The following is a 23423-nucleotide window of genomic DNA, read 5'->3' on the forward strand; positions in this document are numbered from 1 at the left end:
CATGTCCGAACTAGACTTCAATTATTTAGTGAGTGAAATCGAACGAATATATAATGATTGATAGACCTCCTTCACGGGGTCTTTTTTGTTATATCCACATTCAAAACGAGACGGAGCATGGCAGAAAGGGCATGGGCCACCTCTCGCTTCCTTACGGCGTATCTTCGCCAGGACGAGCTTGCCTGCTCCAGGTCTCATCCTTAAGCCACACATTCAAAAGATCGTAAACTTTATTCTTATAAGTGATATACGTCTCCTTGTCATTGGGGGCGATTTGGAGCAGCTCATGCTTTACTTCCTTAATGGTTTTATCCAGGTTTTCACAGAGGAAGGCGATATGGTTGGCCCTGACCTTGAGCGAGGTATTAATGAAGTTCGTTTTCATCCTCTCATAGCCCTTGGCGGATGAACTTTGTTGGAGCGACTCCAGCGAATCCTTCAGCTGCCTGGCCGTTTTATCAAGTTCCGCTTTGGATGTCTTGACGTTCTCCAATTGAGTCTTCAGATTGGCGAGCTCCGCAGTCAACCCGGTGATGATACCGCTTCGGTCTTCTACTGTTTTCTGGAGATCCGCGTTCTCCTGCAGGGCTAGGTCTTTTTCCTGTAAGGCCTGGTCTTTTTCTTGCCGGGCCTGCGTCCGTTCATTGACCGCTTTCCTGAGTTCCTGATTAGTCATGCCTTCGACATCCATATCGACGATGAATTGTTCTCGTCCTTCTTCCGGGACTCCTAAGAGGATCACTGCCTGGGAGTATGTCAGATTGCGCACTGGTGCGTAATCTGAGTTGCTGTCGGAGGCATCAAGCAGTTTGCTCCCGTACTCTCTAAAGACATATACCCATTGTCGCTGACGCCAAAGAAGCTATTGACACCATGCTTAACTATGACTTCCCCCCTCCCAAAATAGGTAGTTTTTTGCAACTATGCAGTTTCACCGCGATCATGGACTTGAGGCAGTAACCAAAGAATTAGGAACAAGAACCGTTATGTTGCTGCCCATTGCTATCTGGTCACAGATGGGCACACGTGACAAATATTACTTCACAAAAGAAATAATTGCTTCAAGCTGTTCCCCCATTTTTAGATGGCTGGAAGTCTGGATTGCGGGAATAAATCACCTCTTCGGCGCGTACTGCGCGGCTTCCATAACCGCCTGTAGTTCGTTGTCCTTAATCTGACTATCACTGAAACTCCGAACACCTCTTCGGCTTTCTATCGTTTTTAATACATCATTTATTAATTAATCGACCTCGATATAGATCAGATCAACTTACCCTGTCCAAAGTTTTTTCTTTGACTGATTATATTTACCCAATTGATAGTCAGAAGGCCTTTGACATGAATGTTAGACTGACCGGAGAAGGCCAACCGTAAAGTAATGGAGGCTTTCGCATCAACACGCGAAAGCCTCCTATTACTCATACTTTTATTTCTGGCGTCAATCACTCGCTACAGCCTATTAAACTTCTTCAAGAAATTTGACCTGGATCTTACCCTCTAGTAGGTCTTCAAACTTTTGAGCTGCTTCCTGAAAATAGGCTGAACTCCCATGGGCTTTGAAGGCCTCCTTATCCTTGTACTTTTCAAAGAAGACTATTTCAGTTGGGTCATTCTTTACCACATGGGGTATATACATCAAACAATCCTTTTCCTTAGCAAGAACTTCCTTGGCCAATTGAGTACAAATTTCGGTCACTTCGACCTCTTTGCCAGGTTTTACTTTTAAGGTTGCCAGTAAAGTAAACAATTCCAAACAACTCCTTTGTTTTTCCAACTCGTGAACGCTGTGTGTTCTCCTTCGGTCAAAGCCTTTATTATGGTTAAATCTTTAATAAATATTCAACGCACAGGCAATTTATCCTTCAAGCGATTGAAGCGGAAGATTATTACACTTCTGGCTCTTTTTCTGGCAAGCTAACCCCTGCTTAGAGCTTTTTGCAATACTCAATTCCGATATAATTATCAGACCATTGCCAGGCTTTCACTTTTACGAAACCCGTGCTTAATGCCCACTCATCCAACTGTTGGATGGACAATCGGTGTTCAAGCGGTGGTCCCATTTCCGTAGAAGCTTTGGCCCACTCGATTACCACCAATCTGCCACCCGTTTGAAGAACCCTATTCAATTCACGAAAAAATTCAATGGGTTGTTCTACTTCATGTAGAACAAGCGACGTTAGTATTCTATCCACCCGTCGATCTGGTAAGGGAAGACGACTTTCTTCGGATTGAAGCACCTTTACATTGTGGATTTGTAGTTGAGTAAGACTTTCGCTGAGATCACTAAGCATCTCAGCACGTATATCGAGCGCGAATACTTCCTTAACTTCCTTAGCTAGCGGTATCGTAAAAAAGCCTGTGCCACAACCAATATCAGCCCATACAGTATGAGCTCCAAGCCCAATATCACTTAAAACCTGAGCCGGGGGCAAAATTTCCTGTCTTTGTTTGCTATTAAGTATTTTACGTTTTTCGGGATCAAATTTATGTACTGACACAGAAGCCACCTCCATACCCTATCGGGAATTCTCCTATATCTTAAATCGCTCGCCTTCATTGTGCAAGCCAATCCAGATCGCATATTGATTTTTAATGCAAAGGCAACGACAAAATGTTAGGCGGAGGCTTTGGCCCAAAAGAAAGAACATTCTATCTATATGACTTTTCAATTCTTCATGGTTCAAATGTGAATAATCCACAACATCAAAGAAATATGGCATAGGGCTTTTATCGTATGACTATAATTTAAGAGCAATTTCATTAAGTATTTGTGCCATTGAAGTAATTTCTTCTATGCTTGCAGTTATCTCCTGTGTAGCAGCAGCTTGTTCCTGACTTGATAAAAGAGAATTTTTGCTTTTCTGATTGGATTCACTTACTTTGCCGATAATTTCATTCGTCAACTTTTGAATTCTGGGAACAGTACTCTTAGATTGTTCGGATAGCTTTCTAATCTCTTCAGCTACAACGCCAAAGCCTCTTCCCGCCTCACCTGCTCTTGCTGCTTCGATTGCAGCGTTCAAGCCAAGCATGTTTGTTTCAGCGGCAATCTCTTTGATAAACGAAGAAACTTTATCGATTTCGAGCGATAAAGTTGTGATCTCACTGATTGTTTTGTTAAGCTCCTGCTCATTAGCATGAATATTATTTGCTGATGCCGATAATTCCTCAATTGCAGCACTGATTTGAGAGAGCCCATCATCAAGAGTTTGAGCCATTTCCCGCAAATTCTTTGCGACAACCTTGGGAATGACCATGCCAAAACTAGCTGTCAATTCTCCTTCTTCACTGAATAAAGGGTAGCAAACTGCAAAACACGGCTTCCCATACACTAATTCATCATATTCCATTGAAAACGGTTTTTTTGTTTTGATAACGATTGCAGGTGTCGTATCTTCCTTAAAATGATCATCAATCTTTAATTGAGGTAACTTAAATCTTTCTGAATGCTGAATATAATAAAATTTTTCTAAGGTTGTTATAAACATTACCGCACCATCTGAAAACATTTCTGATAAAATAGGTGCAAAATCTTTAAATGCTTTGACTACTGGGTGATATAACGGAAAAACAGTAGAGAAAGCCCCCACAACTTGTCTCTCATGATCGACGATCGGTTCTGCGATAGTCTTAACTCTTATTCCAGTTGAAGTACGTGATTTGAGCGTAAGGGTTTTCCCTTCCCTCATAGCCCTATCTGCAGCGCTTTGGTCATTCAACTTTTCGCCCACTTGATAGATATCTAAACCAACTTCAGATGATGCCTTTCTCCAAATAATAGTCTCTCTATCAGTTATTAAATATATAACCCCACCAGGGATCATATCAGCCTGAGTTTCGCACATGCTTTTAATATGATCTACTCCACTTAAAGAAATTATGGTACATTCCTCCCTTCAAATTTTTCCCTTGAAAAATTAACTTGTTTATGCCAAATGTTTTTAACTTCACCTATTTAACCTTGCATTGTCAAACCGCCGCTTACACTCAAGGTCTGCCCTATGATATAATCAGACAGACTTGAAGCAAAAAAGACAACCGCGCCGGCAATATCCTCAGGCAAAGCGACCCTTTTGAGCGGAATTATTTTTTCTAAAGCCATTCTGATCTTTTCCGGTTGGTCCTGATATAAAGGCGTATCCGTAGGTCCCGAGGAAACACAGTTAACGTTGATATTAAATCCGGCAACTTCCCGGGCGAGTGATTTGGTAAAAACAATGACCGCTCCTTTAGAACCGGCATACACCGTTTCCCCGCTGCTACCGACTCTGCCGGAATCACTCGCTATATTGATAATTTTTCCGCAATTGTTTTTCATCATGCTGTCTCAGACAGCTCTTGAGCAGTAGATTACAGATTTATAATTCGTATCAATGACTTTGTCCCAATGTTCCGGTGAATTCTTCCAGAATGGCTCCGCATTATCCCAGCCTACATTATTAACCAAAACGTTTATCGGCCCTAACGTTTTCTCGGCTTGTTCAACCATTTGTACTACAGCTTGATAATCAGAAACATCAGCAATAATGATTTCGCATTTACGCCCAAGTCTCTTGATTTTTTCAGCGGTTTCCAATAATAGTCCAGATGTCCGGCCTGCGATAGAAATATCCGCACGATAAGAGGCCGCCATTATCGCGATTGCCTTACCGATTGCCTTACCGATTGCCTTACCGATTGCCTTACCGATACCCTTTCCGACTCCGGTAACGAGCATATGAACGCCGTCTAAGCGCATTTTACTTCTTCCTATACCGTTACTTAAACGGCATAGGAAGAAGCTGAACTTCGGAAGAGCAAATAAGTTTGAAAACTATAATGATAATAGTCCAATAAAAAAGTCCATATAATGCCTTTGTCCATAAATTTCATCGCAAAGATGGCAATGTAACTAAAGAATCGCTCTTACCAAACGTTACGAACAATAGCGAGTGAAGTCGTTGGCTGCTCAATTAATGAGCAGTCCCCTCTCGATTATAAAAGGACTTTGAAGAATGGACCTACGCCCTATAACAGGAAAGTTACAGTTTGTGGGAAGAAGACCATAATGAGGAGGACGACAATCATGATAAAGATAAACGGCAGTACCGCCTTGCTCAACCGCAGGATGTTTATGTCGGAGATACTTGACACAACGTAAAGATTCAGACCGACCGGCGGGGTGAGCACGCCAATCATCAGGTTAACCGTCATCATCACGCCAAAGAATACGGGATCAACGCCCAAAGCAAGTGCGGCCGGCAGCAGCACGGGAACCAGAATAACGATGGCGCAGGCAGCATCCAGGAACATGCCGGCAAAGATAAGAATGACATTGATCATGAGCAGGAAGACGATCGGGCTTTCCGTGAACGACGTAATCGCAGCAGTAGTAGCCTGCGGGATCTGGGACAGGGTCATGATATAACCGAGGAAATTGGCTGTCGTCATAACGGCAAGCACAATGCAGGACATTTTTGCCGAGTTCATCAGTGATTTCGGAAGGTCTTTCACTTTGATCTCTTTATAGAGAAAAACGCTTACAAATACGCAATACAGCACGGCAACCACAGCGGATTCCGTGGCCGTAAATATGCCGCTGACAATCCCTCCCATAATAATGATAGGCAGCATAAGCGGGATGATGGCCGACTTCAGGGCGGTAAAGAAAGATTTTACCGTCGGTTTCGGCTCCGCCGGATATCCTTTTTTCCGGGCAACGTAATACGTATACAACATAAATCCGGCCGCAATCATAACGCCGGGTACATAACCGGCGATAAACAACTCCTTAACGGATTGGGACGCCGCAACAGCGTAAATCAGCGCAGTGGCGCTGGGCGGAATGATCGGACCGATTCCGCCGGAAGCAGCCGTCAGCGCGCCGGCAAATTCTAAATCGTACCCCCGTTTCACCATGGCCGGGATGAGAATGGCAGCAACAATCGCGGCACAGGCGGAGGAAGAACCCAAAATCGCAGCTAGGAAGCAGCAGGTCATAACAGTAACGAAACCAAGCCCGCCGCGAATCCAGCCTACGCAACAGTTGGAAAAATCGATCAGGCGCTTGGACATGCCTCCGTTATTCATTAAATCCCCGGTCAGCATAAAGAGCGGAATCGCCATCAGGGTAAGGTTGTCCGCGCCGGAAAACATCTTTTGCACAACAAACGCTAAATAAGGATCGTCAAACTTTATAACCCCCAGGCCCATGGCGCTCATGGCCAGGGAGATAAAAATGGGAACCCTCAGAACAAGTAAAACCAAAAGCAATCCGATGAAAATCAATAAGCTACTCATAGTTCCTCATGCCTCCCCGTGAACAGTTTGACAATATCTCTGATGCAAAACATTTCCATGCAAAATGCTGCGATTGGAACACACAGATAAACCAGGGGTAAAGGGAGCAAATTCACAGGAGACGTCCGCATCGCCGCCGTAGGGTAGTATATATAGGTGCCCCAAAGCACGGCGGCAAAGAAAACGAATTGGATAAGATATGAAATGAACAGAATGATTTTGCGGGCGGTTGGCGGCACTGCGTCAACCACGTTGGCGACCCATACGTGGCCATGTTCTTGGTAGACCATTGTCGTGCCAAAAAAGACCGTCCAAACCAGCAGGTATCTGGAGATTTCTTCGCTCCAGGCCATAGAGGTATCCAGAAAGAACCTACTGAACACCTGAGCGGTGACCAGCAAGATCATAACAAGAAACATAATTGCCATGAGTGCCGACAGCGTTTTATTGAACCATTTTTCCAGCGAACTTAATAGCTTCATTAATATGCCCCTTTCTTAATATAGTGCAGAAAGCAGCCAGCCTGTAACTGTTGTGAAGGTTGGCCACTTTCTCTCAACTTCACAGACTAATGCGATTAACGATTGTGTCTTACTTCGCGGCCGCCTTGATTTCCTCTACAAGGTCCTTGCCGTCCGGATATTTTTGATAATATTTTTCATAGACTGCCTCGGCTGCTTTTTTGAACTCCGCAACATCCGGAGTCGTGGCTGTCATACCATTTTCAAGCAGGAACTTCTTGTCAGCAGCAGCCGCCTCGCGGAGCATCTTGACTTGGTACTGGCAGGCCTCTTTCGCCGCCTGCTCAACCGCCCCGCGGATGTCCTCCGGCAGAGAAGTCAGCCATTGTTCGCTGGCAACAAAATACATGGTGTTCAACACGTGGTTGGTTTCTGCTAAATACTTCTGAACCTCGTTGAACCTGAAAGACCGGATGGTATTGTAGGGATTCTCCTGACCGTCAAACGTGTTGGTCTGCAGGGCGGAGAACACTTCGCCGATCGTCGTGGCCACAGTATTGGTTTCCAGTGCTTCAAACAGCGCAATCGACATTTCGGAACTGGAGACGCGAATTTTCAGTCCCTTCAGATCAGCGACAGAATTGATAGGGCGTTTGCTATTCGTGATGACACGCAAACCATTTTCCGTAAATCCGAGAACACGAAGTCCTTTTGCAGGCAGACTGGCGCCGAATTTCTTGCCGATTTCGCCATTCACTACTTTATCCCAGTGCGCTTCATCTTCGAAGAGGTACGGCAGCATCATGGCGTTTAACATTGCCGGGTTGAGAGACGCGGATTGTTCGCTGATAACGCACATGTTCAACTTCCCCATCTGGGTCTGCTCGACCTGGTTGAATTCGTTACCGAGGGAATTGTTTCCATAGAACTCTACTTTTACGCGCTTGTTTGTTAGTTCTTCCACCCTGGGAATAAACTTTTCGGTAATGAACTTGGTATGGACGCTGGTGTCGGCCCACTGATTGGCAACTTTGATCACGTAGGTTTTTTCGTCCGATTTATCAGTGCTGGCGGGTGTTGTTCCGGAGGGATTGCCGCATGCAGTCACTGAGAGCATGAGGGCTACGGCGAGAAGAAGGGAAATGAATCTACACTTTTTCATAGTTCTATTCCTCCTTAACATTCTATCTTTGCTCTCGGCATTCGCCGAGGCGAACGGCACAAGGCTTTGCTTGTTCCATTCTTTTTTGCTTTATCTTTTGATAAGGGGATTCATTTGCCTACCACGATTAATCCAATACAGAACTGCTTATTTGTACTTTTGAATAAGTTTTGTGCAACACGAATGATTTGTACTCCTCCCATTCATTTCTAAATTCAACGACTTTTTTCAGGTTGAGCCGACGCTCTAATTCCTTTTCATCACCTCCTAAACATGAAACTAGACCCCTCTGCTTCTAACGGGCATCACCATCAAAGAATGAAATATCCATCGGAATAGACTTGTTGTTCAGTTCATCTTAAGCTTTTCGTTTTTCCATAAAATCCAAAACGCTTTTGATATGATGGTCAGTATGACTGCATGGTGATATTCGACTTCCCAATTCAGATAGTCTTCAAAGTCTATCCTCTGAACTACGATCATCGACAAGATTCTTGTGATAGTGAATTCTTTCTCTTTGCATTAGATTAAATCTTATAAATCTCCTTTCATTCAATATTCTGGAAATACCTTCAACTCAACTAATCCGCATGAATTCTCGACACTCATTGTGAACAATGCAACTAACTTTTGCACCCCCTTATGTTGCATGGCATAAATACCATTGCATTGTTTTCGTCTTAAATGGTACCATTAGTACTCTTAAAACACTCATTGCATTTTGTATGCCAAGTCTATCTATAGTAGATTAATGACATAATCCCTGGGAAATTAGCCTTTCATAAACCAATGGCTACAATGAGGTTTTATTCACATTTGCATGTTATTGCAGTTTTGCATTGCAATTATGCACGTATAATTATAGCCAGCGGGATCACACCTAACTAATAACAAATCTACCACAGAATATTTGTGGAAAAGGCCTTGCTATACTTTCATCCTTCATGATTTACTGTGGTAGTAGTGTTCACGATTTAATCACTAAAGAAATTCAAAAAGACTTTATCACTACAGCGTGATTTAAAAAAATATGATAAATTGGTAATGAGGACTCGGAGGTTGAACAAGAGTAAGCGCTTAATGAACAGGCGCATTGATAAGCCCCGGTACAACTTTTGCATTGTACCGGGGTGGTGTTGGAGTCATACTATGTCAATGAATAGTATTTCTGCAGTAAAACAGATTGCTGTTGCTATTCTTCATAGGGGACCACCTCAGGGATAACCCTGTCAGTCACACGGTCGTGCTTTCTGACGATCTCAAATGCGGATACAACCTGATGATAATAATAATGTGTTCCATCGATTGAAGTATGTCTAAGATACCGGCTCAAATACGGCATCATGGCTTCGAACCCCTTGCCTTCGTTCAACCAGTCTTTCATTTTAGTCACCACATAGGTGTGCCGAAGTAAATCCAAACGTTTGGATTCGTTATCCAAACCTGAATAAAATCCAAACCTTCTTTTAAGATGCCTAATATTTAAGGGCTTTGATGAAAAAAGGTTTGGATTTTATTCTTTTGCCATATGCTCCTCTTATCAAATAAACCGGAGGGTATACAAATGAATGTACAAAACCTCGGGGATAATTATCCTAAGCTTATTTCCCACATGAAAACCAGCGGTTACTCAAAAATATACGTTGACAGGATCAGAAGAGAGATTGAAAAAATCCTGTCAACTGTGGATTCAAAGGAGTGGTCATGCTACAGAGATGTCTATCTGGAATAGAAACCTCCGAAAAAGTAGCATAAAAATGACGACCTCATCATCATCTGTATAAATATTCATTAAACAGAACGAGTTTTTCAAGAATTTATTCGATTTTAGATTAGTATTCAATAATTTCAGTACTATATTAGTACTGAATCATCTAATTGAGCTCATGTTATTGGAGCTCTCTTCAAATTTATGACATAGCGAAGCTAGATGGTGTGAGCAAGTTTACCATCCTGACATTATTGCATGCCATATTTGCTAAGGTAATATGAATTTTTGCGCCAGCAAGTTTTAGGAATCTACATCTTCTTAAACCATGATTTCTTACCATGGTCGCAAAACGTCGCTCTACCTTGTATCTTTTATTTGAAGCTTCTCGAAATGCCACTGTCTGGTTCCTTTTTAAACCGTCTAGTACAACATCGTATCTACTGGATATTTCTACTTTTCTTACAAGATATTTACCATTTTTATTTTTTCTAAGGCATTGTTCAACATGCGGACACTTCAAGCAAACTTTTTTATCAAATCTAAAATGGTAATCCTCTTTGTCATTGGATTTGTTTTTTAATACTGAATATTTATTTGTAGTAATTCTGTTTGGACAAGTTACAGTCTTTAAATCTTCAGATATATTAAAGTCTTTTATTCCAAAAACAGCTAGTTTTCTATTAGACTCATTGTAAAATGGAATGTTTGCTGTCATATCGTTGTCCTTTAAGAACACTCTATTATCGATGGTTCCATAAACCTTATCAGCAGATATTTCTTCAGGCTTTAACCCTAAATTCACATTTACCTTATCCACTAGCCCACACAACACTTTTTCATCTCCAACATTAAAAGGAGTCTGAATAGAAGAGAGGATAATCTCACTGTCTTCATCTACAATAATATGGTCCTTGTATCCTTTTTTGATATTACCAGGTGATTTATTGAGTATTCTTGCGGCATCCGGCCAGCAATCCTGTGACATTCGGCCACTGTTCTTGCAGTATCCGGCCAATAAGCCGGTACCTCAAAAATGAATCCTGTACAATGTAGTCAATACGTGTACGGGAGGAAGAGAATGAGGTGTGAAGAGCCAGTGAAAGTCCTAGAAATCTTAAGACTGACAGAACAGGGCTATTCTCAAAGAGAAATTGCTCAAAGTGTCAAATGTGGTAAATCCACGGTGGGGGAAATCCAGAAGCGCTGTCGAAATTGTAAACTCCACTACGATGTGGCAGAAGAAATGACCAATGATGAACTCAAAATCTTACTCTATCCAGATAGTTATGGGCATTCAACTAAAGAGGATCCTGATTGGCCCAGTATTCATGAACGATTGCGAGCGAATAAGCGTCTCAATTTGCAATATCTCTGGGAAGAATACAAAGAAGGAAACACCAGTGGCTTAAGCTATAGTCGCTTTTGTCACCGCTACCTTGGCTGGAAGAATGAGTCTGGTAAAAATGTTATTATGGTTCAAAATCGTGAACCAGGCAGAGAATTATTTGTCGATTGGATAGGCGATACCTTGAATTGTGTTTTTGACAGTTCCAGTGGGGACACCCATACCGCCCATTTCTTCGTGGCAACCCTTGGAGACAGTTCCTACCCTTACGTTGAGGCCTTTCCGGATGAGAAATTAGACAAATGGCTTCTAGCCCATGTTAATGAACTCAGATATCTGGGTGGTATACCGCGAGTCATTGTACCGGATAATTGCAAAACTGCCACTACCAAACCCAGTTACTATGATCCGGTCATCAATCGATCTTACTGGGAATTTGCTAAACACTACGAAGTGGCAATATTGCCGGCACGAGTTCGGGAGCCACAAGACAAAGCACCGGTCGAAAGCAGCGTAGGTTGGTTGGAAACCTGGCTTTTAGAGTGGCTACGCGGCAAACGTTTCTTTGGGTTTGAGGCCCTAAATATTGAAATACAAGACCGTGTTAAAGAACTGGTTAAACGACCTTTTCAAAAACGCAAAGGTAGCCGAAAAAGTGTTTTTGAGACATTAGATAAGCCTGCTTGACGACCATTACCCTACATTCAGTTTGAGTACGCAGATTACGTTGTGCGCAGAACGCCAGCAAATTACCATGTCGAATATGATGGATTCCATTATTCGGTGCCTCATGGTTTGTACAAACAGTTGGTGACCATTAGAGCCACTGCAACAACGATCGAGATTCTAAATGACAATAGAGAGCGTGTGGCACTCCATCAAAGACGTCAGATAGGCTCAAGATATATCACCAATCTTAGCCACATGCCGTCCAATCATCGCCATCAACATGAGTCTAATCAGTTTGATGGTGCCAAATACCGTATGTGGGCTAAAAACATTGGTGTACAAACTTATGTCGCTATTGACCTTCTCCTTTCTGCTCAAATCGCCGAAGAACAGGCTTACCGCTCTTGCATGGGGATATTACAAAGCTCTAAGAGGTATGGTAATGAACGACTGGAAGTTGCTTGTGCTAAAGCCATCGCCATGAACTCCTGCTCCTACACGACCATAATCACTCTCATGGAAAGAGAGTTCAATTTTTCTTATTCAGCAGAAAACAGGTGTGCATTTAAATTACTAGTACCCGTTGATGTGGGCAACAGCCTGTACCGTTACCTATGTGTTGGTAGACCCCAAATCAATTCCTACCATGTCTTTGTTCATCACAGAGCTCCCTATTGCATTTGAAAATGCTACCTTTGGAAGATTACTGAACGCGGCGGTAACAGCTCAGTGTGAGTGTGAAGCGATCCATGGTTTCCAGGTGACCAGAAAAACATTTGCTTCAAATCTTCTGGCAACTGGCCATCCTGTAATGACAATCGCTGCGGCACTGGGACATGTGGGCGTTCATGCTGTGGATGAGTATCTTGCCACACTGGAAACAACTTTAATCTTTGCTTATGCAGATACAGAAATGAAACGTGCGGGCCGTAAACAAAGTAATAATTCGAAGAACATAGTATTTACAAACGAGATATTTAATTATCAGGATGACGAGGAAACTATTAAAAAGCTTTATGGATTATTCTAATAAAATGCAGGGATTTTAATATGGCTAGTATTAGAATGGTAGAATTTTTAACCATTCTAATACTAGCCGTAAACATCGGAATAATTAATTTATCGGCATAATCGGTTTGCAGCCAACCGTGAAAACCTCCCAGAAACCGTCTCGCATGCTCTCCCAACCGCGTGGGTTGATATTCAAATAACACCACCAGTGCAATTCCAGTATTACCTGAACAGTAAACCTGCATCCGCGACTCCGAGGACGGTTTCTTTCCCTCCTTTTTAAGCACCTGGATCACAGTCTCATCTTATGTCGAGCGATATATTATGTAGAGTTATGAGTGGTTCTGGTCGTTTTATCCGTGGCTATAGCTTACTCACGTTGGGTTGGTCTGATGGCTACAGCTTCGCACCCATAGATTTCACGTTGATGAGTTCGGCTAAGGTTAAAAGTAATGGATTTAGACTTAAAAACAGCCTTGCGCCAATTGATGGCATTTGTACTCGATCTACTACCGAATAAACCCAAGAACAAAGAATCGATTAGTCAACTACACAACTGGATCAGTGAATTGCCCAGTTATATCAAGGCTTTATTCGCACAACTGCGGTGCGAAAGTTGAGTTAGAAACATTTGTATTCGTGACCTTTATAAAGGAACTTGCTACAGCCTAATAAATATCGGTAAAAGCACACGCCTTTACCGATATATTGAACTGTTAACTTGACTGTACTTTTTTAATCTCCGGTACTTAGGGTTTACTCTTTAGTACTTTTGTACGGTAAGAATTATCATACAGATACTTCCGATAACTGCCGCTACGACTAGGAACATCAATCCACCCGCATAGCCTCCGGTAAGTGCAATGATATAACCCATCACTAGTGGTGAAAGAGCAGAAATAAAGTTAGATATTCCGTTCATCACGCCTGTTGCAGTTCCTATTGTATTTCCAGAGACAATAGATTGCAAAATAGAATGTGCTCCAGAAAGTGTAATTGCGATTCCAGCTATACCTACTGAAATGAGTATTGCAGATGTCATATTATCGTTGACATAAGCGCCAAAATAAATACTAACTCCCGCTATCAAAAATCCTACAGCCATAAATGGTGCGCGACGCCCAATCTTGTCAGATAATTGACCGCAACCCCAGAGAGTGATTAGGGAGAGAATATAAGGAAGCGCAGATAACATTCCCATATCACTCCAACTAAAACCTCGCGCCAGCTTAAGATATGAAGGCAACCAAGTCATCATGCCCCACCAAATGCAGCAAAAACACGTATAATGACAGACAACCACCCAGTATCGATAATTCTTAACGAAAGATTTGAGTCGTTGACCTAAGCTCTCAGCTTTCACATATACTTGCCCTTCGGACTCAATTTTGAGGGCATTTTCGATATAATCAAGTTCAGCTTTATTTATCCTCTTATTTTCGCGAGGAGTATCCGTGACTAACCGCCAAAGCAATAAAAGTGGGATGAGGCCAAGGACAGCTAGTATATAAAAGGTCTCACGCCAGCCCCAGATCGTAATAATCCAAGCGAAAAGAGGCATAGCGAAGATGGGTCCGATCAATACTCCCGATTGCCAAGCAGCATTGGCTTTACCTCGTTCCTTTGGGGGAAACCAATTCTTAACAAATATTCCCTGATTCGGATAGTGCAGGCCTTCCCCAAGTCCAAGGATTAATCGTGCAGCCAGCATTAAAGTGAAAGTCCCAACTAATCCCCCTATAAGCATTGAAATTGCCCATAGCATAATGGCAATCATCATCGCTTTACGAGGCCCAATGGCGTCGCATACAGGGCCGAACATAAAATTGCTCAGACCATAGGTTAATAGAAATACAGTCATTATTAGCCCCATTTTAACGGTTTTTCCAGTAATGCCCATTTCTTCCAAAAATATAGGATCCGCTAACAATACTGATACGTTTACCCTATCAACATAAGCAACTAGAAGTGTAACCAGCAGAACGAATCCGAGGAGCACTCTTTGTCGTGTTGGCTTTTGAACAAGATCGACACCAACGACCTTTTTTTGTGGTGCTTGAGTTTTAAGATTTGCACTCATGAAAAAATCCTCCCATTTGTCTTTCAACAATTCAGTTACTTTACCTGATTAAATAATTAGAACCCTGAATGCATTTACCGCCTATCTCTTAATCTCTATATTACCTCTTTGTAAACTTCGCACTTGTTAGCCGCCCGTGATTCGAGCAACTACAGAGCTAACACCTACAAATTTGCAACTTGATTGTCTATGCATTTTATCCAGGAGATTTTTCACGTTACTGTAGTATTCTGCCATCAATGGTGACTTTAGTAAGGCTAGCTCAATAATTTCTATCTAATCAATTGGTTTTTCGTTTCTCCATAAAATCCAAAACGCATTTGATATGATGGTCCGTATGACTGCATGCAACCTGATATTCGACTTCCCAATTCAGATAGTCTTCAAAGTCTTTAAAATCAGTTTTATACAACAAATCCTTCATTAAGCCATAAGCAACAGTTGGACCATTTGCCATTTTTCTGGCAAACTTCATTGTTTCCTGCTCCAATTCTTCTTCAGTTGTAACTTGGTATACAATACCCAAATCTTTTGCTTCCTTCGCGGTTACAACCCGTCCTGTCATGATCAGATCAGTCGCTTTATGCACACCGACCGATTTAGCCAGAAGATAAGCACCAGCTGTATCCGGTACCAATCCGATATTGACAAATGCTTGGATAAACTTGGCGTTGTCAGCGGCAATAATAAAATCGCAAAGCAATGCCGTATTGAAACCTGCTCCTGCAGCAGCGCCTCTTATGGAAGCGATGACCGGTTTCGGCAGCTTTTTAATCTTAATTGAAAGATCACTTACTAAGCGAACAAGTCTCCTAATATTAATTTTATTATTTTTGATTCCATCGTACATGAAACCTATATCGCCGCCGGCACTGAATGCCCTGCCCGAACTGGTTAAGACAATCGCATTAACTGCTTCATTCTTTTCGGCATAATCCAAAGCTGCAATTAAATCGGCTGTCAGGGTTTCATCGAAGGCATTCAGATTGCTGGGAAAGTCCAAAATAACCGACGCAATCCCCTCTCCGATCAGACACTTCACTTTTCCGAAATCCATAAAATATCCCCTTCCTGTATATTCGTTCATTTACTTCAAACCGACTTTAATCCAAGAACCATCTGTTATGATTCTAGTTCCTTCCTAATTTAAATATAAACACCGCCAAATATAACTCCATGATCCGGCTCTTCTGTTGCGATTCACAATCCCCCTTTCATAAGTGACCGTTGCCTTACCCAAGAAAATCGATTTTCCCGGGATTAATTCTATATTTTCTATCACAACGGTTACCCTATCTGTTATGCGCACAGGAACTTAATATTTTAAGCTTTGGCAACGATCAGTTCCTGGGACAGCCACCTCTAAATACAACGCGATAAAAATAACCCATTCAACATGCTCTGAACAATTTCCAGCATTGCCGTAGAAAATCCCAATATATTGATACAATTATCTTATAGGGACTTTGTTCAACAGGAAAACACCTTCAATTTTTCTTCAATCTCTTTGCGTAATAAATATTTTTTAATTTTTCCCGATTCAGTTTTGGGCAGTTTATCTAGTATTTCGATGCGCTCCGGACATTTGCACTTGGATACTCCCATCTGAACAAAAAGACCTTGAATATCTTGTAAACCTATTTTTTCTGCAAAGTTTTCGGGCACGACATAGGCGCATATTCTTTCTCCCAAACGCTCATCTGACATACCCACCACCCCTGCTTCTCTGATATTGGGATAGCGCGCAAGGATATTTTCGACTTCCACACTACTGATGTTTTCGCCGCCGCGAATAATGATGTCTTTTTTTCTTCCGGTAATTCTTAGATAGCCATCATTGTCCATTACACCTAAATCACCGCTGTAATACCAACCATCCTCATCAAGGGCGGATTCAGTTAATTCCGGCTCGCCCAGATATCCTACAAACACATTGGGACCCCTGGACGATTCCTCCCCCTCAACTCCAAGAGGAACAGGCCGGTGTAATTTATCAACAACCCGTATTTCAACACCTGGAATAGGCGTTCCATCTGTAGTAATCACTTTTTCCAGGGGAGCATCTTCAGGTACGATACAGTGCGGTGCACTTTCCGTGGCTCCATAAACGCTTAGCAGTTTAATTCCTAAATGCATGGCATCTTCGCTGATCTTACGCGGTATTGGAGCACCGCCACACAATAAATACCGTAAGGAAGAGATATCATAACTTTGTTTTTTCAATAGGGACAAGATATCATGCACAATAGTAGTAGGCCCCATCCCACATGTACATTTTTCACGTTCAATCAACGTTAAACAGTTTTCTGCACTGAATTTGTCCAGTAATACACTTTTCGCACCCAGCAAAAGCGGTATGGTAACGCCGTACATTAACCCGGTCGCATGGGCCAGCGGAACAGGCATCATCATTACATCTATACTGCTAAATTTTAACCTGTTTATGAATCCTTTTTTGTTTGCTGCCAAATTATTGTGAGTTAGCATAACTCCTTTGGCATAACTCTCCGTACCTGATGTAAATAACACCACAGCCACGTCGTCAGCAGATACAGTGGCACACTTTTCCAACGGCGGATAGCTCGCGATAATGTTCTCCAACGTATCAAACTCCGACTGGATGTCTTTATTCTCTTTGGCTACAACAACGACCCTTTGCAAAGTTGCAATTTTATCAAGGAGTTCCTGAGCTAAAGCAATGTGATTAAAATTCCTGAATGTTCCCGGAATAAACAATACTTTAGAGCGGCATTTGTTTAATTTATGGGTCAATTCTCCCCTACGAAAACTCGGCATTAGGGGATTAACAACAGCTCCCACTTTCAAACAAGCAATATAAACCACTGTGAATTCAGACCACCCAGGCAATTGCAGCGAGACAAAATCACCTGGAACAACTCCGGCTTCTTTTAGGTAAGAAGCAACTTTTCCTGCCGCAAGATCAAGTTCAGCATACGTATAACTTTTCCCTTGAAAATCAATGACTGCTATTTTAGCAGGAGCACTTAATACGGACATTTTCCAATAATCTAATAATGTGGCATCTCCCCAATAGCCCTTTTCCCGGTATTCTTTTTTTCTTTGCTCATTAATTCTTGTTTTGTGTGCTTGCACTTTTTATTACCTCTTTTAGTCTGGATTACTTATTGCCCCTTGAATTCCTGCGGCAGCCAGTTTCACAGCTTCAGCCATCAACTCCTCTGCCTTGACTACCTTATCAACAAGACCTATTCTTAGACACTCTTCCGCACCCTATTTATCAGCTGTGAAAGTGATCTCTTTCGCTTTGGACATCCCTACAACTCTCGGCAGTCTCTGAGTTCCTCCCCAACCAGGATATACACCAAGATTAACTTCCCGAAAACCGAACACTGCGTTTTCCGCTGCTATCCTAATGTCACAAGCCAGAGCAAACTCCCCGCCTCCCCCCAGACAATATCCATTAATGGCTGCGATAACCGGTACTGAAAATCTCTCCATTTTTTCCAAAATCATAGTACCGGTTCTGGCAAATAGCTATGCTGTCAAGACATTAACTCATACAATTATCTTCTTCATGCCATTGATTAAATTAGTTAGCTTTGTGCTGTCTGACTTGTTCAATGAATGCCGGTAAAACTTCAACCAGATCTCCTACGACACAATAATCTGCTATATCAAAGAACGGGGCATCCGGGTCTCTATTGATTCCAACAATGCATTTCGATGATGACATTCCGGCCAAGTGTTGGATTGCTCCTGCAATTCCACAGCCAAAGTATAATTTGGCAGAAACGGTCTTCCCGGATTGACCAATCTGAGCACTCGGCGGCAGCCACTCTGAATCGACACTGGCTCGCGACCCGCCTACAGCGCCGCCCAATAAATCTGCCAGGTCCTGGATAAGTTTCACATTTTCAGCTTTTCCCAAGCCGCCGCCTCCGGAAACCACAACGTCAGCGTCTTCCAGTTTGATCCCGGTAACTCCGGCATCCACAAAATCGACCAGCTTGGTTCTGATCTGATCCGCAGAAGTTTTGATTTCTTCACGGACTATATCGGCAGATTTACTATTGTCTGCTTGAGCTCTGTCATATACGCCCTGTCTTACGGTTGCCATTTCCGGTTTTGTTCTGCATACAACTTTACTTAGGGCCCGTCCACTTAATACTGGTCTGGTCCAAATCAGTTGTTTATCAGCGGTATTTAATTCTATAGCAGAACAATCTGCAACCAAACCGGTTTTTACTCTGCATGCTACTCTGGCAGCCAAATCTTTGGCATCATTAGTGGATCCAAACAAGATGACTGAAGGATTATATTTACCAATTAACGTTGCCATGGCATTCGTATAGCCGTCCGTATTGTATACTTGATATTCTTCCCCTTCCACTAAGATAACTTCATCCGCACCACAAGCTGCAGCTTGTTGAGCAATATTCTCAACACCATTGCCGATAATAATCGCAACTGATTTTCCATTCATCTCCTTGGCTAAGCTATTGCCTTTGTTAAGAACTTCCAAGCTGAAATTTTTCATTTTGCCATTGGCATACTCCACAAATACCCAAACATTCTTATATTCATTCATATCTGAACTAACCTCCTTACTTCTATATCACTTTATTGGCTATGAGCATTTTTGCCAGTTTAACTCCGGATTCAGCCGCAGTTTCTTCTTTAATTCGGACCCCTGGTGCTTTCTTAGGCGGTGCATATATTTCAATGGTCTTGAGCGGCGAACCCTCAGAACCGATTATACCCAGATTTAAATCCGGCAGATCTGCTGCCTTTAAGACTTCAATAGGCGCTCTGTTTGCTGCTAATTTGCTTCTGACCGTTGCATATCTGGGCGTATTGATGGTATTAACTACAGTGCAGACTACCGGCAGGTCCGCTTGAATAACTTCATGCCCGTCATCATGCTGACGGTTCACGACAATCACCTTATCTTTGACTTCAATTTTGGAAACGAGAGTAATTTGGGCAATCCCCAGATGTTCAGCGATTTGAGAGCCTACTTGACCGGAATCACCATCAATAGCCTGTTTGCCGCAAATAATCAGATCAAAATTTCCTAATTTCTTGATTGCTGAGGCTAAGATACTACTGGTTGCAAAAGTATCCGAGTCTTGAAACAATGGATCATCAAGCAATACTGCCCTGTCTGCTCCCACTGAGATCGCTTCCTTTAATACTGCTTTAGCTTGTTCTGTTCCCATGGTCAGAGCCGTCACTGTGCCGCCATGGACTTCTTTCAACTGAATGGCTGCCTCGACAGCATTGGCATCGAAGGGGTTTAGAATTTTAGGTGCCCCGCTTATATCTACTTTATTTACCTCGGAATCCACTTTTATTTCTGCAGTATCTGGTACTTGTTTTACACAAACTAATATTTCCATTAAGGACTCTCCCTTCTGTTGCATCATTTGTTATAATAATTGATTAGCTATAACCATTCTTTGAATTTGGCTTGTTCCTTCAAATATTTGGAATATCTTAGAGTCTCTGTACATCTTTTCTACTGGATATTCTCTGCTATAGCCATAACCGCCAAAAATCTGTACAGTATCGCATGTTACTTTCACTGAATTATCTCCACAGAAGCATTTGGCCATGGAAGCCTCTCGGCTGGCTTTAATCCCTGAATCAAGCAGCTTTGCTGCATTATAGGTCAATTGACGCCCAGCTTCTGTCTGCATATCCATGTCAGCCAACATGAACTGAATCGCTTGATTCTTTATAATAGGTTTACCAAATTGAACTCTTTCCTTAGCATACTTTACCGCTTCATTGATCGCACCCTGACTAAGACCCGTAGATAATGCAGCATTGTTAATTCGGCCTTGATCTAATCCCCGCATTGCAATTTTAAACCCATCACCAATTTGCCCCAAAAGATTTTCAGCCGGCACCCTAACATTATCCAGAGCAAGATCCGTGGTATTTGATAATCTAAGCCCCATTTTGTCTTCATGTTTGCCGATTGTTAATCCAGGAGTACCTTTTTCAACAATAAAACCAGTTACCCCTTTAGCCCTTAAACTTTTGTCGACTGTGGCAAAGACGACAAAAAAATCGGAAAATTGACCATTTGTAACAAAGCATTTTCTGCCATTTAAAATGTAATCGTTACCATCTTTTACTGCTGTTGTTCTGAGAGAGGCCGCATCTGACCCCGCATTCGGTTCCGTTAAACAGAAAGAACCAAATCCTCCCGGAATAATCTTATCTGAGAAACGTTTAATTTGGTCTTTAGTACCCGATATTAAGACACATTCCAGTGCCAAAGAATTACAAAGCATGGTAATCCCATAAGCAGGCTCAACTTTGGCCATTTCTTCCAGAACAACACACATGGTTTGATGATCTAAGCCTGACCCTCCGAATTCTTCAGGTATTTCCAAAAGGTGAAAGCCAAGTTCAAAGCCTTTTTGATAAAGTTCGAGAGGAAATTCGCCCGATTCGTCATATTTTTTAACATGTGGTTTGATCTCATTTTCCATGAAATTTTTCACTAATTCTTTAAGATCTTGTTGTTCAGATGTAAGGATAATTGCCATATAAGTGTTTTCTCCTTTGCTCTCTCAGATACGCATCCCGATATCGTAACCATCTCGAATGGCTTCTCTTGTTCTCCTTATTTCGCCATTCCCAACGCCATCCCCGATCAGATAAACATTTTTAAACTTTTTCGACAGCCTATCATACAGTTTCTTGTTTTCTTTAATACCCAGAGATAACATTACCGAATCAGCCTCTATCAAACCTTCTGTCCCGTCTTGTTTGATTATCTTTACTCCATTACGAGTAAACTCTTTTACCTTGGTAAGGGCTTCCATTCTAACCCCATTTTGTTTTAAGATATTCAGTTCCGTTTTTCTGTCGATAGGACCAATGTCGTAGCCAATCTTTTTTGATTCCTCGATGATGGTAACTTCTCTGCCCTTATTTAACTCAAAAGCTACTTCACACCCTGCAAACCCACCGCCGATGACCACCAAACGCCTCTTTAGAGGCCAGTGAATGCCCAACGCAAACCTCATCAATTTATGGTATCCGCTAAACGTCTTAGCTCCTATAGCAGCAAAACGCCACAACAGACCTTTCTTAGGAGGGATTCCATCCATTAGTTTCTTTATATCGTGACCCCCAAGTACATTTTTTCCATTTACCCCCGGCACATCGGGTATAATTGGGTCGCCTCCAGGAGCTACAATAATCTCATCGGGTTTCAACTGATCCAAGATTGTTTCTGTCACTTCGGTATTCAGTCGGATATCGATCGGGAGTTTTGCCAATTCCTGCTTGTACCAGGCAAGTGGTCTTTCCAGTCTGTAGTTGAGTATACTTGCCAAGTTCCAACTTCCACCCAGCCGGCTTCCTTTTTCAAAAAGCGTTACCGTATGACCCCTCATTGCAGCGATCCTGGCTGCCTCCATCCCAGCGGGACCAGCCCCGATAACAGCTACTTTCTTGCGCTTACTGCTAGGAGTGGGTTTTCCCAAAGGTGAAGCGACTTCCGCGTTCACTGAACAGTCTAAGTGTTTTCCGACAAAAATGTTATCTAGACAGCGACTACAGACGATGCACCGCCGGATGGTCTCCGGTCGCCCCTCTCTGTATTTTTTGACTAAATCAGGATCTGCAACGAGCGCTCTGGCAAACCCTACCATATCAGCTCGCCCTTGCGTTACAATCTCATTCGCCATTTCCGGTGAATCGATCCTATAGCCGGCCATTACCGGTAGCTTGGTAACTTTCTTGCACTCCGTCGCCAGGTCGACTATACATCCATCCGGTACAAATTGGTTTACCAACGGGCGTTCAGATTCATGGAAACCAGCCTGAATACTAAACGCCACAATACCGGCTTTTTCAAGGATAGGTATAATCTTCTTCGTATCTTCTATCGTATGGCCTCCCGGCATATATTCATCAGCCGATAACCGCACCATAAGTGGGATGTCTGTTCCTGCCTTCGCCTGACAATCCTTGATGATTTCGAGCAGGAAGCGCATCCTGTTCTCCAGACTTCCCCCCCATGCATCGGTTCGCTTATTAGAGTAAGGAGAAAGCCAACGATTGATCCCATAGCCGATTCCCGCGTGCAATTCAATGACATCAAAGCCTGCTTCTCGTGCTCGCCTCGCTCCATCACCGAACTCGCTGATCATAATCTGGATCTCTTCAACCGTCGCCTCCCTCACATTGGATACAAACGGTCCGCTTGGTCCTTCTGATGGACCTACCGGCTCCAGCGGTAAAGTGTTACTTCGACGCCATTCGTAGTACAAATTCAATTGTGCACAAGACTTTCCGCCATTTTCCCTAACTGCTGAGGTCAATTTCTTCCACCCGGGTATGAATTCATCGCTCCATATCCCCGCCGCACCCCTATGGGGTGGATATAACGGATGAGTTCCCCGGAAATCGCTTACATATACCGTACCAACAGTTAACAGGCCAACGTCCCCTTTAGCCCTTTGGGCATAGAAATCCACCATCCGGTCAGTTACATAGTGATCATTCGTAAGCTCTGTAGACATAGGTAGTAAGGCAGTCCGGTTCTTAATCTCCACATTTCCGATTTTAATCGGCTCAAAAAGCTTCATCGTGTTTGACATTACCATTAACTCCTTAATAATACGATTAGATCCATTGGGCCCAATCCATTTACCGCACAAACTCTCAGTCTGTAAACAGATTAATAGCGCGTCCGTGGG

Annotated in this window: 21 protein-coding genes and 4 pseudogenes; 5 read left to right on the plus strand and 20 right to left on the minus strand. The window is 42.6% G+C overall.

What is annotated here, in order from left to right; all coding sequences use genetic code 11:
• Positions 1-151: 151 nt before the first annotated feature.
• From E4K67_RS07375 to E4K67_RS07425, 10 genes and pseudogenes are all read right to left on the minus strand, one after another.
• Positions 152-832 (minus strand): annotated as a pseudogene (locus E4K67_RS07375) (DUF3102 domain-containing protein); the annotation flags it as partial.
• A gap of 282 nt (positions 833-1114) precedes the next feature.
• Positions 1115-1237, minus strand: a complete 123-nt coding sequence (locus tag E4K67_RS31465; protein ID WP_135545931.1) for a nitroreductase family protein — start codon at positions 1235-1237, stop codon at positions 1115-1117.
• 222 nt (positions 1238-1459) lie between these two features.
• Positions 1460-1747: a putative quinol monooxygenase gene (locus E4K67_RS07385; protein WP_135545751.1), complete on the minus strand. Its 288-nt coding sequence runs from the start codon at positions 1745-1747 to the stop codon at positions 1460-1462.
• Between the two features lie 178 nt (positions 1748-1925).
• Positions 1926-2498 (minus strand): class I SAM-dependent methyltransferase, encoded by a 573-nt coding sequence (locus E4K67_RS07390; protein WP_135545752.1) that lies wholly within the window; start codon positions 2496-2498, stop codon positions 1926-1928.
• Positions 2499-2738: 240 nt separating this feature from the next.
• The gene (locus tag E4K67_RS31055; RefSeq protein ID WP_135545753.1) at positions 2739-3881 is read right to left on the minus strand and encodes a methyl-accepting chemotaxis protein; all 1143 of its coding nucleotides are present in this window, start codon (positions 3879-3881) and stop codon (positions 2739-2741) included.
• Between the two features lie 74 nt (positions 3882-3955).
• Positions 3956-4738 (minus strand): annotated as a pseudogene (locus tag E4K67_RS30555) (SDR family NAD(P)-dependent oxidoreductase).
• 269 nt (positions 4739-5007) lie between these two features.
• Positions 5008-6279: a TRAP transporter large permease gene (locus tag E4K67_RS07410; RefSeq protein ID WP_135545754.1), complete on the minus strand. Its 1272-nt coding sequence runs from the start codon at positions 6277-6279 to the stop codon at positions 5008-5010.
• Positions 6276-6761, minus strand: a complete 486-nt coding sequence (locus tag E4K67_RS07415) for a TRAP transporter small permease (RefSeq protein WP_135545755.1) — start codon at positions 6759-6761, stop codon at positions 6276-6278. Before E4K67_RS07415 ends, E4K67_RS07410 begins: the two co-directional genes overlap by 4 nt.
• A gap of 109 nt (positions 6762-6870) precedes the next feature.
• Positions 6871-7902, minus strand: coding sequence for a TRAP transporter substrate-binding protein (locus tag E4K67_RS07420; protein ID WP_158408420.1), 1032 nt, complete (start codon positions 7900-7902; stop codon positions 6871-6873).
• A 1192-nt stretch (positions 7903-9094) separates the two neighbouring features.
• Positions 9095-9343 (minus strand): site-specific integrase, encoded by a 249-nt coding sequence (locus E4K67_RS07425; RefSeq protein WP_199242485.1) that lies wholly within the window; start codon positions 9341-9343, stop codon positions 9095-9097.
• 123 nt (positions 9344-9466) lie between these two features.
• Here E4K67_RS07425 and E4K67_RS29665 point away from each other — a divergent pair, with 123 nt between their 5' ends.
• Positions 9467-9634 carry a hypothetical protein gene (locus E4K67_RS29665; RefSeq protein WP_158408421.1) on the plus strand — a complete coding sequence of 56 codons (168 nt, stop codon included), beginning with the start codon at positions 9467-9469 and terminating at the stop codon, positions 9632-9634.
• A 178-nt stretch (positions 9635-9812) separates the two neighbouring features.
• Here the strand turns inward: E4K67_RS29665 and E4K67_RS07430 are convergent, their stop codons facing one another.
• The gene (locus E4K67_RS07430) at positions 9813-10598 is read right to left on the minus strand and encodes a transposase (RefSeq protein ID WP_135545757.1); all 786 of its coding nucleotides are present in this window, start codon (positions 10596-10598) and stop codon (positions 9813-9815) included.
• Positions 10599-10691: 93 nt separating this feature from the next.
• Here E4K67_RS07430 and istA point away from each other — a divergent pair, with 93 nt between their 5' ends.
• From istA to E4K67_RS07440, 3 genes are read left to right on the plus strand one after another with little or no spacing between them, the layout of a single operon-like run.
• Positions 10692-11645, plus strand: coding sequence for an IS21 family transposase (gene istA, locus E4K67_RS07435; RefSeq protein WP_158408422.1), 954 nt, complete (start codon positions 10692-10694; stop codon positions 11643-11645).
• 15 nt (positions 11646-11660) lie between these two features.
• A complete protein-coding gene (locus tag E4K67_RS31470; RefSeq protein WP_420841528.1) occupies positions 11661-12311 on the plus strand; it encodes a Mu transposase domain-containing protein in 651 nt (216 codons plus the stop codon).
• Positions 12211-12657: a site-specific integrase gene (locus tag E4K67_RS07440; RefSeq protein WP_135545759.1), complete on the plus strand. Its 447-nt coding sequence runs from the start codon at positions 12211-12213 to the stop codon at positions 12655-12657. The genes E4K67_RS31470 and E4K67_RS07440 overlap by 101 nt, the downstream gene beginning before the upstream one ends.
• Positions 12658-12757: 100 nt before the next feature.
• Here the strand turns inward: E4K67_RS07440 and E4K67_RS30560 are convergent.
• Positions 12758-12943, minus strand: a pseudogene (locus E4K67_RS30560) (IS66 family transposase); the annotation flags it as partial.
• 141 nt (positions 12944-13084) lie between these two features.
• Between E4K67_RS30560 and E4K67_RS07450 the strand changes: the two are divergent.
• Positions 13085-13258: pseudogene (locus tag E4K67_RS07450) on the plus strand (IS4 family transposase); the annotation flags it as partial.
• 143 nt (positions 13259-13401) lie between these two features.
• Here the strand turns inward: E4K67_RS07450 and E4K67_RS07455 are convergent.
• The 8 genes from E4K67_RS07455 to E4K67_RS07490 all read right to left on the minus strand — a co-directional run bounded on the left by E4K67_RS07455 (position 13402) and on the right by E4K67_RS07490 (position 23324).
• Positions 13402-14718: an MFS transporter gene (locus E4K67_RS07455; protein ID WP_135545761.1), complete on the minus strand. Its 1317-nt coding sequence runs from the start codon at positions 14716-14718 to the stop codon at positions 13402-13404.
• A 280-nt stretch (positions 14719-14998) separates the two neighbouring features.
• Positions 14999-15775 (minus strand): enoyl-CoA hydratase/isomerase family protein, encoded by a 777-nt coding sequence (locus E4K67_RS07460; RefSeq protein ID WP_158408425.1) that lies wholly within the window; start codon positions 15773-15775, stop codon positions 14999-15001.
• A 413-nt stretch (positions 15776-16188) separates the two neighbouring features.
• Positions 16189-17832: a medium-chain fatty-acid--CoA ligase gene (fadK, locus tag E4K67_RS07465; RefSeq protein WP_135545763.1), complete on the minus strand. Its 1644-nt coding sequence runs from the start codon at positions 17830-17832 to the stop codon at positions 16189-16191.
• Between the two features lie 138 nt (positions 17833-17970).
• Positions 17971-18198, minus strand: a complete 228-nt coding sequence (locus E4K67_RS07470) for an enoyl-CoA hydratase/isomerase family protein (RefSeq protein ID WP_338031846.1) — start codon at positions 18196-18198, stop codon at positions 17971-17973.
• 91 nt (positions 18199-18289) lie between these two features.
• Positions 18290-19288, minus strand: a complete 999-nt coding sequence (locus E4K67_RS07475; RefSeq protein ID WP_135545764.1) for an electron transfer flavoprotein subunit alpha/FixB family protein — start codon at positions 19286-19288, stop codon at positions 18290-18292.
• A gap of 22 nt (positions 19289-19310) precedes the next feature.
• A complete protein-coding gene (locus E4K67_RS07480; protein ID WP_135545765.1) occupies positions 19311-20099 on the minus strand; it encodes an electron transfer flavoprotein subunit beta/FixA family protein in 789 nt (262 codons plus the stop codon).
• A gap of 30 nt (positions 20100-20129) precedes the next feature.
• Positions 20130-21260, minus strand: a complete 1131-nt coding sequence (locus E4K67_RS07485; RefSeq protein ID WP_135545766.1) for an acyl-CoA dehydrogenase family protein — start codon at positions 21258-21260, stop codon at positions 20130-20132.
• Between the two features lie 24 nt (positions 21261-21284).
• On the minus strand, positions 21285-23324 hold the full coding sequence (locus E4K67_RS07490; protein ID WP_135545767.1) for an NAD(P)/FAD-dependent oxidoreductase: 2040 nt from the start codon (positions 23322-23324) through the stop codon (positions 21285-21287).
• Positions 23325-23423 lie beyond the last annotated feature (99 nt).

The organism is Desulfosporosinus fructosivorans (assembly GCF_004766045.1).
Lineage (GTDB): Bacteria > Bacillota > Desulfitobacteriia > Desulfitobacteriales > Desulfitobacteriaceae > Desulfosporosinus > Desulfosporosinus fructosivorans.

Excerpts from the sequence above, each read along its gene's own strand:
- E4K67_RS07420 (WP_158408420.1), bottom strand. The coding sequence starts at position 7,902 with ATGAAAAAGTGTAGATTCATTTCCCTTCTTCTCGCCGTAGCCCTCATG.
- E4K67_RS29665 (WP_158408421.1), top strand. The coding sequence starts at position 9,467 with ATGAATGTACAAAACCTCGGGGATAATTATCCTAAGCTTATTTCCCAC.
- E4K67_RS07485 (WP_135545766.1), bottom strand. The coding sequence starts at position 21,260 with ATGGCAATTATCCTTACATCTGAACAACAAGATCTTAAAGAATTAGTG.
- E4K67_RS07410 (WP_135545754.1), bottom strand. The coding sequence starts at position 6,279 with ATGAGTAGCTTATTGATTTTCATCGGATTGCTTTTGGTTTTACTTGTT.
- E4K67_RS07480 (WP_135545765.1), bottom strand. The coding sequence starts at position 20,099 with ATGGAAATATTAGTTTGTGTAAAACAAGTACCAGATACTGCAGAAATA.
- istA (WP_158408422.1), top strand. The coding sequence starts at position 10,692 with ATGAGGTGTGAAGAGCCAGTGAAAGTCCTAGAAATCTTAAGACTGACA.
- E4K67_RS07415 (WP_135545755.1), bottom strand. The coding sequence starts at position 6,761 with ATGAAGCTATTAAGTTCGCTGGAAAAATGGTTCAATAAAACGCTGTCG.
- E4K67_RS07470 (WP_338031846.1), bottom strand. The coding sequence starts at position 18,198 with ATGGAGAGATTTTCAGTACCGGTTATCGCAGCCATTAATGGATATTGT.
- E4K67_RS07460 (WP_158408425.1), bottom strand. The coding sequence starts at position 15,775 with ATGGATTTCGGAAAAGTGAAGTGTCTGATCGGAGAGGGGATTGCGTCG.
- E4K67_RS07430 (WP_135545757.1), bottom strand. The coding sequence starts at position 10,598 with ATGTCACAGGATTGCTGGCCGGATGCCGCAAGAATACTCAATAAATCA.
- E4K67_RS07475 (WP_135545764.1), bottom strand. The coding sequence starts at position 19,288 with ATGAATGAATATAAGAATGTTTGGGTATTTGTGGAGTATGCCAATGGC.
- E4K67_RS07490 (WP_135545767.1), bottom strand. The coding sequence starts at position 23,324 with ATGTCAAACACGATGAAGCTTTTTGAGCCGATTAAAATCGGAAATGTG.
- E4K67_RS07455 (WP_135545761.1), bottom strand. The coding sequence starts at position 14,718 with ATGAGTGCAAATCTTAAAACTCAAGCACCACAAAAAAAGGTCGTTGGT.